The 13447-nt window shown below is 69.4% G+C and carries 14 protein-coding genes; all 14 read right to left on the bottom strand.

Going from position 1 to position 13447, the window contains the following annotated elements:
* Window positions 1-3: 3 nt before the first annotated feature.
* Window positions 4-1752 (bottom strand): SulP family inorganic anion transporter, encoded by a 1749-nt coding sequence (locus ACIGKL_RS13045; RefSeq protein WP_397487059.1) that lies wholly within the window; start codon window positions 1750-1752, stop codon window positions 4-6.
* Window positions 1749-2612 carry an MBL fold metallo-hydrolase gene (locus ACIGKL_RS13050; RefSeq protein WP_397487060.1) on the bottom strand — a complete coding sequence of 288 codons (864 nt, stop codon included), beginning with the start codon at window positions 2610-2612 and terminating at the stop codon, window positions 1749-1751. The genes ACIGKL_RS13045 and ACIGKL_RS13050 overlap by 4 nt, the downstream gene beginning before the upstream one ends.
* Window positions 2613-2657: 45 nt before the next feature.
* Entirely contained in the window at window positions 2658-2831 is a 174-nt protein-coding gene (locus ACIGKL_RS13055) for a DUF2892 domain-containing protein (protein WP_397487061.1), read from the bottom strand.
* 14 nt (window positions 2832-2845) lie between these two features.
* Window positions 2846-3265: a DUF6691 family protein gene (locus tag ACIGKL_RS13060; RefSeq protein ID WP_397487062.1), complete on the bottom strand. Its 420-nt coding sequence runs from the start codon at window positions 3263-3265 to the stop codon at window positions 2846-2848.
* A 2-nt stretch (window positions 3266-3267) separates the two neighbouring features.
* On the bottom strand, window positions 3268-3702 hold the full coding sequence (locus ACIGKL_RS13065; RefSeq protein ID WP_397487063.1) for a YeeE/YedE family protein: 435 nt from the start codon (window positions 3700-3702) through the stop codon (window positions 3268-3270).
* Window positions 3699-4016, bottom strand: coding sequence for a metalloregulator ArsR/SmtB family transcription factor (locus tag ACIGKL_RS13070; protein ID WP_397487064.1), 318 nt, complete (start codon window positions 4014-4016; stop codon window positions 3699-3701). Before ACIGKL_RS13070 ends, ACIGKL_RS13065 begins: the two co-directional genes overlap by 4 nt.
* Window positions 4017-4167: 151 nt before the next feature.
* Window positions 4168-4557: a glycine cleavage system protein GcvH gene (gene gcvH, locus ACIGKL_RS13075; protein WP_397487065.1), complete on the bottom strand. Its 390-nt coding sequence runs from the start codon at window positions 4555-4557 to the stop codon at window positions 4168-4170.
* A gap of 94 nt (window positions 4558-4651) precedes the next feature.
* Complete coding sequence (gcvT, locus tag ACIGKL_RS13080) at window positions 4652-5749, bottom strand: glycine cleavage system aminomethyltransferase GcvT (RefSeq protein ID WP_397487066.1); 1098 nt, start codon at window positions 5747-5749, stop codon at window positions 4652-4654.
* Between the two features lie 252 nt (window positions 5750-6001).
* A complete protein-coding gene (locus ACIGKL_RS13085; RefSeq protein ID WP_397487067.1) occupies window positions 6002-7618 on the bottom strand; it encodes an ABC transporter permease in 1617 nt (538 codons plus the stop codon).
* 135 nt (window positions 7619-7753) lie between these two features.
* Window positions 7754-8755, bottom strand: a complete 1002-nt coding sequence (locus ACIGKL_RS13090; protein WP_397487068.1) for an extracellular solute-binding protein — start codon at window positions 8753-8755, stop codon at window positions 7754-7756.
* A 94-nt stretch (window positions 8756-8849) separates the two neighbouring features.
* Window positions 8850-10070 (bottom strand): 2-octaprenyl-3-methyl-6-methoxy-1,4-benzoquinol hydroxylase, encoded by a 1221-nt coding sequence (locus tag ACIGKL_RS13095; protein ID WP_397487467.1) that lies wholly within the window; start codon window positions 10068-10070, stop codon window positions 8850-8852.
* A gap of 147 nt (window positions 10071-10217) precedes the next feature.
* A complete protein-coding gene (gene ubiH / locus ACIGKL_RS13100) occupies window positions 10218-11402 on the bottom strand; it encodes a 2-octaprenyl-6-methoxyphenyl hydroxylase (RefSeq protein ID WP_397487069.1) in 1185 nt (394 codons plus the stop codon).
* 93 nt (window positions 11403-11495) lie between these two features.
* Complete coding sequence (pepP, locus tag ACIGKL_RS13105) at window positions 11496-12830, bottom strand: Xaa-Pro aminopeptidase (RefSeq protein WP_397487070.1); 1335 nt, start codon at window positions 12828-12830, stop codon at window positions 11496-11498.
* Between the two features lie 18 nt (window positions 12831-12848).
* A complete protein-coding gene (locus tag ACIGKL_RS13110) occupies window positions 12849-13403 on the bottom strand; it encodes a YecA family protein (protein ID WP_397487071.1) in 555 nt (184 codons plus the stop codon).
* Window positions 13404-13447 lie beyond the last annotated feature (44 nt).

Below are 13447 nucleotides of genomic sequence, written 5' to 3' on the forward strand. Positions count from 1 at the left end.
CGCTCAACGGCCCGCCTGCAACGCCCGCCGGGTGCTCAGTGGGTCCAGCTGGCGCAGCGCCTGGTAGTGGCTGACGAACACCTGGCCGCCGAACCGCTGGAGAAAGTCCGAACGGCCGAGCTGGTCCATCACCGGCCCCTTGACCTCCGACAGGTGCAGCTGCACCCCGGCGGCGCGCAGGCGCTCGGCGATGGCCTCCAGCGACTCCAGGGCGCTGGCGTCGATCAGGTTGATCCCCGGGCACATCAGCACCAGGTGACGCACCTGCGGCCGCGCGGCGACCAGCGCGGCGACGCGGTCCTCGAGATAGCGCGCATTGGGAAAGTACAGGCTCTCGTCGACCCGCAGCGACAGCACGCTGGGGCTCTCGATCACCTGGAAACGCTCGACGTTGCGAAAGTGCTCGCTGCCCGGCACCTGGCCGACCACCGCCATATGCGGGCGGCTGGTGCGCCAGAGAAACAGCAGCAGCGACAGGCCGACGCCGAGGACGATGCCGGTCTCGACGCCGAGCAGCAGCACCGCGGCCAGGGTCGCCGCCTGCGCCGCGCCGTCCTGCCGCGAATAGCGCCAGGTGCGCGCCAGCCCGCGCAGGTCGATCAGCCCCCACACCGCGACGACGATGATCGCCGCCAGCGCCGCCTGTGGCAGCCGCTGCAGCAGCGGCGCCAGCAGCAGCGCGCCGAGGGCGATGCCGACGGCGCTGAACACCCCGGCCATGGGCGTGCGCGCGCCGGCCTCGAAGTTGACCTGGGAACGGGCGATGCCGCCGGTCACCGGCAGGCCGCCGCTGCAGGCCGCCGCCAGGTTGGCCGCGCCGAGGCCGAGCAGCTCGCTGTCCGGCTCGATGCGCTGGCGCCGCCTGGCCGCCAGGGTCTGCGCCACCGCCATCGATTCGACGAAACCCACCAGGCTGATCAGCAGCGCCGCCGGCAGCAGCTGCCGCGCCAGCTCGAAATCCAGCGGCGGCAGGCTCGGTAGCGGCAGGCCGGCGGCGATGCTGCCGACCACCCGCACGCCGCGCTCATCCAGTTGCCACAGCCACACCGCGCCGGTGGCCAGGATCATCGCCAGCACCGGCACCGCCCGGCTCAGGTTGCCGGCCCAGGCCTGGTCCAGGCCGCAGCGGCGCAACAGCGGCGGCAAGCCGCGCCGCGCCCAGAACAGCAGCCCCAGGCAGCCGAGGCCGAGCAGCAGGGTCGGCCCGTGACTGGCCGGCAGGCCCCGCGCCAGCGCCGGCAGCAGCTGAGCCAGGGTGGCGCCGGCGGCGGCGATGCCGAGCAGCGGCGCCAGTTGACCGAGGACGATCAGCAGCGCGGCGCCGCTGATAAAGCCGGAGATCACCGGGTGGCTGAGGAAGTTGGCGATAAAGCCCAGGCGCAGCAGCGCCATGCCGCAGAGCAGCGCGCCGGACAGCAGCGCCAGCAGCAGGGCGGCGCCGGCGTACTCGGCGCTGCCGGCGGGAAACAGCGGCTGCAGGGCCGCCGCGGTCATCAGCGAGACCACCGCCACCGGGCCCACGGCCAGGCTGCGGCTGCTGCCGAACAAGGCGTAGGCCAGCAGCGGCAGCATGCTGGCATAGAGCCCGGCGGCCGGCGGCAGGCCGGCGAGCATGGCGTAGGCCAGGCTCTGCGGAATCAGCAGCAGGGTGACGATCAGCGCCGCCAGGGCATCGCCGGCCGCGGTCTGCCGGTCGTAGTGCCGGCCCCACTCCAGCCAGGGCAGCCAGCGGCGCAGCGACGAGGCTTTCATAGGCGGTCCAGGGGAATCTTCAGGTAGCGCACACCGTTGTCCTCGGCCGGCGGCAGCTGCCCGGCGCGCATATTGACCTGCACCGCCGGCAGCATCAGCGCCGGCATCTCCAGCGTGGCATCGCGCGCCTGGCGCATGGCGACGAAGGCGTCCTCGCCGATGCCCTCGCGCACGTGCAGGTTGTGCGCGCGCTGCTCGGCCACCGTGGTCTCGCAGCAGAAATCGGCGCGCCCCGGCGCCTTGTAGTCGTGGCAGAGAAACAGCCGGGTGGCGTCCGGCAGCGCGAACAGGCGGCGGATCGAACGGTACAGGCTGCGCGCATCGCCGCCGGGGAAATCGCAGCGCGCCGTGCCGTAGTCCGGCATGAACAGGGTGTCGCCGACGAAGGCGGCGTCGCCGATCACGTAGCTCATGCAGGCCGGCGTGTGCCCCGGGGTGTGCAGGGCGCAGGCCTCGATGGCGCCGATCCGGAAGCGCTCGCCGTCGCCCAGCAGGCGGTCGAACTGGGAACCGTCGGTGGCGAACTCGCGGCCGGCGTTGAACAGCTGGCCGAAGGTGTTCTGCACCTGGGTGATGCGCTCGCCGATGGCCAGCCGGCCGCCCAACTCGCGCTGCAGGTAGGGCGCGGCCGACAGGTGGTCGGCGTGCACATGGGTTTCCAGCAGCCAGTCCACCGTCAGGCCCTGCTCGCGCACGTGGGCGACGATGCGGGCGGCGCCGGCAGGCGAGGTGCGCCCGGCGGCCGGGTCGTAATCCAGCACCGAATCGACGATGGCGCAGCGCCGGCTGAGCGGGTCGGCGACCACATAGCTGTAGGTGAAGGTGGCGGGATCGAAGAAGGGGGTGATGACGGGCGACATGCCGGCTCCCGGGCGGGCGACGGCGAGTCGCCCGCCCCTTGCGATTCAGGATTTGGACTTACAAGTATTGACGCCTAACAGCGGATAGGCCGGACAGAAGCGGAAGATTTCGCTGGCCAGCGGCAGCAGACCGATGACGCCGGACAGGCTGGGGCCGATCAGGATCAGCCCGGCGGCGATGCGCAGGCTGCGGTCGAACTTTCCCACATTGCGTTGCATGACGACCTCCTCGGTCAGCGGCCGCGTCGGCGCTCCAGCACGGCAAAGATCAGCATCCCGGCGAGCAGCGCGGCGACGAACAATAGCGCCTGCCAGTGCCCGCTGAGCAGAATGGCCACGGCCGGCCCCGGGCACACGCCGGCGATGCCCCAGCCGGCACCGAACAGCAGGCTGCCGCCGATCAGCCGGGCATCCAGCTCGCGCCGCGTCGGCAGCTGCATGGCAGCGCCCAGCAGCGTACGGGAACGTTTGCCCGCCAGGTGCAAGGGCAGGGCCGCGACCGCAATGGCGCCGACCATCACCAGCGCCAGCGAGGGGTCCCAGGCGCCGGCCAGGTCGAGAAAGGCCAGCACCTTGGCCGGGTTGGCCATGCCGGCCAGCAGCAACCCCAGGCCGAACAACAGGCCGCAGGCGAATGCACTGAGTCTGGCCATGTTCAGCCCCCCAACAGATGACGCAGGACAAATACCGTGGCGAAACCCGCGGCCATAAAGCACAGGGTCGCCACCAACGAGCGCGGCGACAGGCGCGAAACGCCGCACACGCCATGGCCGCTGGTGCAACCCGAGCCGTAGCGCGTGCCGATACCGACCAGCAGGCCGGCAGCGATCAGGCCAAGGGCACCGCTGGCGAACTCAATCTCGGGCAAGACCGCGAACAGACCCCACAGCAGCGGCGCGAGCAACAGGCCGAGAAGAAACAGCGCCGCTTCGCCACGGCCCTGCGCCCCCGGCTGCAGCAGGCTGCCGAGCAGGCCGCTGATGCCGGCGATGCGGCCGTTGGCCAGGGCGAAGAGGGCCGCCGCCAGGCCGATCAGCGCGCCGCCGGCCAGCGCGCTCCAGGGGGTGAAGGCGTTCCAGTCGATGCTCATTGCTCCTGGCCCTCGCAGAACAGCCGGTACAGCGTCTCGATCACCGCCAGCGCCGCCGGGCTGCTGATGCGATAGAAGATCTGCTTGCCGTCGCGACGGGTTTCCACCAACCCCTCGCGACGCAGCACGGCCAGCTGCTGCGACAGGGTCGGTTGCTGGATGCCGAGCAAGGCCTCCAGCTCGCTGACGTTGCGCTCGCCCTGGGCCAGCTGGCACAGCAGCAGCAGACGGTCCGGGTTGGCCAGGGCCTTGAGCAGCTGGCCGGCGGCATCGGCATTGGCGCGCAGCTGCTGGATATCGAGGGCATCGCTCATGGCTACACCTTAGACAAATACAATATGTATTTTTATATATTGTATTTTTGAAAAGTGTTAACCACGACGACCAACGGTCAAGGCCTAGCCCGGATGTACCGCCATAAACGCAAAAACCCGCCGAAGCGGGTTCTCTGGGCGTTGCCGCCGATCAGGAATCGGCGTCGGCAGCGGCCTGGTAGGCGGCGGCGTCGAGCAGCTTGTTCAGCTCGCTGGCATCGCTCGGCTTGAGCTTGAAGAACCAGCTGCCGTAGGGGTCGCTGTTGACGCTCTCGGGGCTGTCGGCCAGCGCCTCGTTGATGGCGATCACCTCGCCGCCGATCGGCGCGTAGATGTCGGAGGCGGCCTTGACCGACTCCACCACCCCGGCTTCCTGGCCGGCGTCCAGCTGCTTGCCGATCTCCGGCAGCTCGATGAACACCACATCGCCGAGGGCTTCCTGGGCGTGGTCGGAAATGCCCACGGTCACGCTGCCGTCGGCCTCCAGGCGCGCCCACTCGTGGCTGGCGGCGTAACGCAGATCGGCGGGAATATTGCTCATGTGTGCTTCCTCGTAAGCGATGACGGCAAGCGGGCCGTCAGGACAATTTAGCAGGCCGCGGCGGGAGCGAAAGTCCGCGCCGCGGTCAGGGGATTCAGATCAGGGTCTTGCCGTTACGTACAAAGCTCGGCTTGACCACCCGCACCGGGTACCACTTGCCGCGGATCTCCACCTCGGCGCGCTCGCCGGTGGCCGCCGGCACGCGGGCCAGGGCGATGGACTTGTTCAGCGTCGGCGAGAAGCTGCCGCTGGTGATCTCACCGTCGCCGATGCCCTCGACGCGCACCACCTGATGCGCGCGCAGCACGCCGCGCTCCTCCAGCACCAGGCCGACCAGCTTGCTCGGGCAACCGGCGGCGCGCTGCGCCTGCAGCGCGGCGCGGCCGATGAAATCGCGCGCGGCCGGTTCCCAGGCGATGGTCCAGGCCAGGTTGGCGGCCAGCGGCGAGACGCTCTCGTCCATGTCCTGGCCGTAGAGGTTCATCCCCGCCTCCAGGCGCAGGGTGTCGCGCGCGCCGAGGCCGATGGGGGCGATGCCGGCGCCGACCAGTTCGTTGAGCAAGGCGACGACTTCGCTGGCCGGCAGGATGATCTCCAGGCCGTCCTCGCCGGTGTAGCCGGTGCGGGCGATAAACCAGTCGCCCTCGGGCAGGCCCTGGAACGGCTTGAGCTCGTGGATCAGCGCGGCGCGCGCCTGGGTCGTCAGCTCGGCGACGCGGGCACGGGCGCGCGGGCCCTGGATGGCGAGCATGGCCAGGTCGCGGCGCTCGCGCAGTTCGACCTCATAGTCGCCGGCCTGGGCGTGCATCCAGGCCAGGTCCTTGTCACGGGTGCCGGCGTTGACCACCAGGCGGTAGCCCTGCTCCTGGGCAGCAGAGCTGGTGAGGTAGACGATGAGGTCGTCGATCACCCCGCCCTGCTCGTTGAGCATGGCGCTGTACAGCGCCTTGCCGACGCCCTCCAGGCGCGCCACGTCGCCTGCCAGCAGGCGCTGCAGATAGGCCTGCGCCTGGCTGCCGGCGACGTCCACCACGCACATGTGCGAGACGTCGAACACGCCGCACTCGCGGCGCACCTGATGATGCTCCTCCACCTGCGAGCCGTAGTGCAGCGGCATGTCCCAGCCGCCGAAATCGACCATCTTGGCGCCCAGCGCCAGATGCAGGTCATAGAGGGGGGTACGCTGTCCCATGGGTTTCTCCTTCCGGGCTTGGCGAAGCGATTCAGGCCCCCGAGAAGCTGGCTGCGTTGCCATTGCTGCGTTGCAGCCAGGCTCAAAATGCTCATGTGCAAAAGCACACTGCGCTTTCTCGCCTGTCTGCGCCTTGCACTGGCCGCCTCGCTGACGCTTCTCGACACACCTGCCGGTTACCCCGGCTCGCGAATGGCGCGCATTGTAGCCGCAAGGTCGGCAGGGGTCATCCTGACCGAAGGTCGCCCTCGGTTAGCCGATCCGCCGCGCCGAACGGCGGATCAGCAGGATCACCGGCAGCAGGCCGACCAGTATCAGGGTCAGCGCCGGCAACGCCGCACGGGCCCACTCGCCCTCGCTGGTCATCTCGAATACCCGCACCGACAGGGTGTCCCAGCCGAAGGGGCGCATCAGCAGGGTGGCCGGCATCTCCTTGAGCACGTCGACGAACACCAGCAGCGCGGCGGACAGGGTGCCCGGCAGCAGCAGCGGCAGATAGACCCGCAAGAACAGGCCGATGCCGCCGACGCCGAGGCTGCGCGAAGCCTCCGGCAGCGACGGGCGGATACGCGCCAGGCTGGTTTCCAGCGGGCCGAAGGCCACCGCCATGAAGCGGATCAGGTAGGCCACCAACAGCGCCGCCAGGCTGCCCAGCAGCAGCGGCTTGCCGGCGCCGCCGAGGGCGCCGGACAGCGGGATCACCAGCTCGCGGTCGAGGAAACTGAACGCCAGCATGATCGCCACCGCCAGCACCGAGCCCGGCAGGGCGTAGCCGATATTGCCCAGGGCCACGCCGACGCGCACCCCGCGGGTCGGCGCCTGGCGCCGGGCGAAGGCCAGCAGCATGGCCACCGCGACCGTGATCAGCGCCGCCATGCCGCCCAGGTAGAGGGTATGCAGGATCAGCCCGGCGTAGCGCTCGTCGAGGTCGAAGCGGCCGCGCTGCCAGAACCACACCAACAGCTGCAGCAGCGGGATGACGAAGGCGCAGGCGAACACCAGGCCGCACCAGGCGCTGGCGGCGAAGGCCCGCCAGCCGTGCAACTGGTACAACGCCTGGCCGCGCGGGCGTTCGTTGGCCGGGCGCGCGGCGCCGCGGGCGCGGCGCTCGCCGTAGAGCACCAGCGCCACCGCCAGCAGCAGCAGGCTGGCCAGCTGGGTGGCGCTGGTCAGGCTGTAGAAGCTGTACCAGGTCTTGTAGATGGCGGTGGTGAAGGTGTCGAAGTTGAACACCGAGACCGCGCCGAAATCGGCCAGGGTCTCCATGATCGCCAGGGCCAGGCCGGCGCCGATGGCCGGCCGCGCCATGGGCAGGGCGACGCGCCAGAAGGCCTGCCAGGGGCTCTGGCCGAGCACCCGCGCGGCCTCCATCAAGCCCTTGCCCTGGGCCAGGAAGGCGCCGCGGGCGAGCAGGTAGACGTAGGGGTAGAACACCAGCACCAGAACGACGATTACCCCGCCGGTGGAACGCACCCGCGGCAGCCGCAGGCCACTGCCGAACCAGTCGCGCAGCAGGGTCTGCAGCGGCCCGGCGAAATCCAGCAGGCCGACGAAGACGAAGGCCAGCACATAGGCGGGAATGGCGAAGGGCAGCATCAGCGCCCAGTCCAGCCAGCGCCGCCCGGGAAACTCGCAGAGGCTGGTGAGCCAGGCCAGGCTGACGCCCAGCAGGGTCACGCCGACGCCGACACCGAGCACCAGGGTCAGGGTATTGCCGATCAGCCGCGCCATCTGCGTCTGCCACAGGTGCGTCCAGATCTGCCGGTCCACCTCGTGCCAACTGAGCAGCAACACCGACAGCGGCAGCAGCACCAGCAGGACGACGGCGAAGACGATGGGGTACCAGCGACGCTGGACGGGATGCGGCACGTGGATTCCTCGACGGCGGAAAAGACGACGCCCCGGCTAGGCGGGGCGTCGCAGTATAACCGTAAGCTTCAAGCCACAAGCTTCAAGCTACAAAAGAGCCGGCCCTCTTGCAGCTTGACGCTTGCGGCTTGCCGCTTATTGCCAGCCGGCGCGGTCCATCAGCATGGTCGCTTCGGCCTGGCGCTTGCCGGCCACTTCGGTGGCGATGGAGTCGGCCTTGAAGCTGCCCCAGGCGGCCACTTCCTCGGACGGCGCAACTGCCGGGTTGGCCGGGAACTCCTGGTTGACGCCGGCGAAGATGCTCTGCGCTTCCGCGGTGGTCATCCACTCCAGCAGCTTGCGGGCCTGCTCCGGGTGCGGCGCGTGCTTGGTCACGCCGGCGCCGGCCAGGTTGACGTGCACGCCACGGTCGTTCTGGTTCGGCCAGAACGGCTTGACCTTCAGATCCGGCTGCTGCTTGTGCAGGCGGCCGTAGTAGTAGGTGTTGGTGATGCCGACGTCGCACTGGCCGGCGTCGATGGCCTGCAGCAGCGCGGTGTCGTCGGCGAACACGTCGGTGGCCAGGTTGTTCACCCAACCCTTGACGATCTGCTCGGTCTTCTCGGCGCCGTGGGTCTCGATCAGGGTGGCGGTCAGCGACTGGTTGTAGACCTTCTTGCTGGTGCGCAGGCACAGGCGGCCTTCCCAGTTCTTGTCGGCCAGCGCCTCGTAGGTGGACAGCTCTTCCGGCTTGACCCGCTCGGTGGAGTAGAAGATGGTCCGCGCGCGCAGCGACAGGCCGGTCCAGCTGTCGCTGCTGGAACGGTACTGGGCGGGGATATTGGCGCTGATGACATCGGATTTGGTCGGCTGCAGCACGCCTTCCTGCTCGGCCTGCCAGAGGTTGCCGGCGTCGACGGTGATCAGCAGGTCAGCCGGGGTGTTGGCACCTTCGGCCTTGAGACGGGCGATCAGCGGGGCTTCCTTGTCGGTGATGAACTTCACCTTGACCCCGGTCTTCTCGGTGTAGAGATCGAATACCGGCTTGATCAGCTCGTCGATACGGGCGGAGTAGACCACCACCTCGTCTGCGGCCTGGACGGCGGTTGCCAGGGTGCCGAGGGTGAATGCAGCGAGTAGTGCGTTGCGAGCCTTCATGGGATCAGCCTCTTGTGGGTGAACAAAGTGGCTGAATAGTAGTGAATGTTATTTGCCTTCTCAACGTAAACACATCAACAAAAGTCAACGAGTGTTACAGGGCACGCGCCAGCGCCGGCAGGTCGCCGCTCAGCCCCAGCGCCTGGCGCACGAACAGCGCCTTGGCCTCGGCCTGGCCGTCGACCAGATCGAGGCCGACGTTGCGCAGCAGCCGCAGCGGCAAGGGGTCGGCCTGAAACAGGCGCTGGAAGCCCTCCATCGCCGCCATCATCGCCAGGTTGTGCGGCATGCGCCGACGTTCGAAGCGGCTCAGCACGCGCTCCTCGCTCAGGTTCTCGCCACGCCCGGCGGCGTGCAGCAGCACCTCGGCCAGCACCGCGGCGTCGAGAAAGCCCAGGTTGACCCCCTGCCCCGCCAGCGGGTGGATGGTATGCGCGGCGTCGCCGATCAGCGCCAGCCCCGGCTCGACGTAACGCTTGGCGTGACGCTGACGCAGCGGGATGCACAGGCGGCGGTCGGCATGCAGCACCTGGCCGAGGCGGTGCTCGAAGGCCTTGCCCAGCTCGACGCAGAAGCCGTCGTCGTCCAGCGCCATCAGGCGTTCGGCCTCGGCCGGTACGGTGGACCAGACGATCGAGCACCAGTGCTCGCCGGCAGGCCCTGCCAGCGGCAGGAAGGCCAGCGGGCCGTCGTCGGTGAAGCGCTGCCAGGCGGTGGCCTGGTGCGGGCGCTCGACCCGCACGCTGGTGACGATGGCGTGGTGCAGGTAATCCCACTCGCGGCTGGCGCAGCCGGCCAGGCGGCGCACCGCCGAGTTGCCGCCATCGGCCGCCACCAGCAACGGCGCGCGCAGCTGGCGGCCGCCCTCCAGGGTCAGCAGCCAGTCGTCGCCGCTGCGGCGCAGCTGCTCCAGACGTGCGCCGGGCAGCAGGCCGAGCTGGCTGTCGTGCAGGCGTTCGAGCAGGGCGTCCTGCACCACACGATTCTCGACTATGTGGCCGAGCGCCTCGGCATGCACGCTGGCCGCGGCGAAATGGATGCTGCCGGTGCCGCTGCCGTCCCACACGCGCATCTCGCCATAGGCGCAGGCGCGCCGCGCGGCGATGCCGTCCCAGGCGCCGAGGCGCGCAAGGATGCGCTGGCTGGCCATGGACAGGGCGCTGACCCGCGGCTCGAAGGCGGCAGCCGGGTCGAACGGCGCCAGGCGCAACGGGCTGCCGTCCACCAGCAGAATTTCCAGGCCGCTGTGCTCCAGGGCCAGCGCCAGGGCGCTGCCGACCATACCGGCACCGACGATGATCAGATCCGCGCGCATATCCATTTTCTCAATCCGTAGGGTGCGCTGTGCGCACCATCCTCGAAACCACGGTGCGCACGGCACACCCTACACAGCCCCGAATGCATCGATGCGCCGGCATTTCAGGCCTAGTAGAACCGGCGCACAGCAGGTCATGCAGCGCTCTCACAGACTACGAGTCCCCAGGCCCATGGCCTGGCGAGCGAACCAGCGCTTGGCCGGCGGCAGCAGGTCGAGACCGAGCAGGCCGAGGTTGCGCCCGGCGGTGAGCAACGGCTGGGCATTGCTGAACAGCCGGGTGACCCGGTCGGAGAAGCCGACGGTCAGCTGCTGGTCCAGTTGCTGGCGCTGCAGGTAGCCCTGCAGGGTGGCGAAGTCGCCGAGCGGCGCGCTGGCGGCCTGCAGCGCCTCGGCCAGCGCCAGGGTGTCGCGCAGCGACAGGTTGTAGCCCTGCCCGGCGATGGGGTGCAGGCTGTGCGCGGCGTTGCCCAACACCACCAGGTGCGGCCGCACCTGCTCCTGCGCCTCGACCAGGCTCAGCGGATAGAGATGGCGTGCGCCGACCTGGCGCAAGGCGCCTAGGCGGTAGCCGAAGGCCTGCTGCAGCTCGGCGAGAAAGGCCGCGTCGCTCAGCTCGAGCAGGCGCTCGGCATCGGCGCTGGCGCGGGTCCAGACCAGGGCGCAACGGTTGCCTTCCAGCGGCAGCAGGGCCATCGGCCCGTCGTCGGTGAAGCGTTCGAAGGCCTGGCCGCGATGGGCCTCCAGCGGCGTGACATTGGCGATCAGCGCGCTCTGCCCGTAGGGCTTGAGGCTAACGCCTATGCCCAGCTGCTCGCGCAGGCCGGAACGGCCGCCATCGGCCAGCACGGCCAGGTCGCAGTCGAGCTGGCGCTCGTCGCTCAGACTCAGGCGGTAGCCGTCGTCCAGACGCTGCAACGCGGTGACCTCGGCCGGGCAGTACCACTGCACCACCTCGGCGTCGAGCGCCTGCCACAGGCAGTGGCCGATCCAGGCATTCTCCACCACGTAGCCGAGCGCCGGCACGCCCTCCTCGATGGCTTGCAGGCGCGCGGCGCCGAAACGGCCGCGGTCGGAGACGTGAATCTGCTGGATCGCCTCGGCGCGCTGGGCGATGGCCTGCCACAGGCCCAGGCGTTCGTAGATCAGCCGGCTGCCGTAGGACAGCGCGGTGGAACGCGCGTCGTAGCTGGGCTGATAGCTGCTGCCGGGGGCGAAGGGCTCGATCAGGGCGATGCGCCAGCCGCGCTGGCGCGCCGTGTCCTGTAGCGCCAGGGCCAGGCTCGCGCCGACCAGGCCGCCGCCGATAATGGCCAACTGCACTCGCGTCATCGGCACGTCTCCACCACCTGGGCCAGGCTCGCGCCGAGCGCTCCATCCATAGCCCCACCGTCGATGATCGCCAGCTGCACGCGACTCATCGGCTCAGGCGGCCTGACTGCGCGCGGCGGCCATCAGCGCCTCGATCTCGGCGACGGTCTTGGGCACGCCGTGGGTGAGAATCTCGCAGCCGCTCTTGGTCACCACCACGTCGTCCTCGATGCGCACGCCGATGCCGCGCCACTTCTTGGCGACCTTTTCATTGTCCACGCCGATATAGATGCCCGGCTCCACGGTCATCGCCATGCCCGGCTCGAGCACGCGCCACTCGCCGCCGACCTTGTAGTCGCCGACATCGTGCACGTCCATGCCCAGCCAGTGGCCGGCGCGGTGCATGTAGAAGGCCTTGTAGGCCTCGCTGGCGATCAGCGCCTCGACCTCGCCCTCGAGCAGGCCGAGTTCGACCAGGCCGGCGGTGATAACCCGCACGGTGGCCTCGTGCGCCTCGTTCCAGTGCTTGCCCGGGGCGATCTCCTTGAAGGCGGCCTCCTGCGCGGCCAGCACCAGCTCGTAGATGGCCTTCTGCTCGGCGGAGAACTTGCCGCCGACCGGGAAGGTACGGGTGATGTCGCTGGCGTAGCAGTCGATCTCGCAACCGGCGTCGATCAGCACCAGATCGCCGTCCTTGAGCGCCGCGTCGTTCTCGCGGTAGTGCAGGATGCAGGCGTTCTTGCCGGCGGCGACGATGCTGCCGTAGGCCGGCATCTTCGCCCCGCCCTTGCGGAACTCGTAATCCAGTTCGGCTTCCAGGTGGTACTCGAACAGCCCGGCGCGGCTGGCCTGCATGGCACGCACGTGGGCGCGCGCGCTGATCTCGGCGGCCTCGCGCATCACCTTCACTTCGGCGGCCGACTTGTACAGGCGCATGTCGTGCAGCAGGTGGTCGAGGGCGACGAACTCGTTGGGCGGCGTGGCGCCCTGGCGAGCCTTGGCGCGGATATGGTTGATCCACTCCATCAGCCGGTGATCGAACTCCTGGTTGCAACCGATGGCGTAGTAGACCCGCTCGCGCCCCTCGATCAGGCCGGGCAGGATGTCGTCGATATCGCCGATGGGGAAGGCGTCGTCGGCGCCGTAGTTGGCGATCGCCCCGTCCTGGCCGGCGCGCAGGCCGTCCCACAGCTCGCGCTCGGGGTCGCGCTCGCGGCAGAACAACACGTACTCGCCATGCTCGCGACCGGGGATCAGCGCCATCACCGCTTCCGGCTCGGGGAAGCCGGTGAGGTACTGGAAGTCACTGTCCTGGCGGTAGACGTGCTCGACGTCGCGGTTGCGGATATACACCGGCGCCGCCGGCAGGATGGCGATGCTGTTGGGCTCCATCTGCGCCATCAGCGCCTTGCGCCGACGGGCATATTCGGACTTGGGGATGCTGATCAAGACGGGCTCCGGAAGAACTCAGTGCAGGGAGGGTTTGGCCGCGGGCGCCGCAGGTTTGGCGCACTCGGCGAACAGCAGCAGCGGTGCCACGCGCAGGTATTCCATGACTTCCATGTAATCGCTCTCGCCATCCTCGGATTCCTCCAGGGCGCTCTGCACCTGGGCGATGGCGGACAGGTCCTGCAACACTTCCATGGCCTCGCCGCTCAGCGCGCCGTCGCGGGCGGTCAGGCCGAAGCCGCCGAGAAAGCCCTGGCACCACTGGCCGAGGGCGACGGCGCGCTGCGCCAGCGGCGCCTCGTCGTCCGGCAACAGCAGAACCAGGGTGACGTCTTCGCTGCACAGCTCGCCCTTGACCATCTCCTGCAGGCCGATCAGCGCCTGGCGCACGTTGTCCTGCGGCTCGCTGCCGAGCAACTCGGCGGCGTCGAGCAGCCAGGCCTCGGCGTCGAAGCCGGCGCCGGCGCAACTGCGGCCAAGCAGCAGGCCGTGCAGTTCGGCGGGAGAAACGGAATGCCCGGCGCTGCTCAGCAGGGCGGCGAAGGCGGCGTAAGGGGAGCTGGGAGTCGACATAGATAGCTAGGCGCCAGACGGCGCAATCTCTAGAATGGAGGCCT

Source organism: Pseudomonas sp. NPDC077186, from assembly GCF_044543505.1.
Taxonomy (GTDB): domain Bacteria; phylum Pseudomonadota; class Gammaproteobacteria; order Pseudomonadales; family Pseudomonadaceae; genus Aquipseudomonas.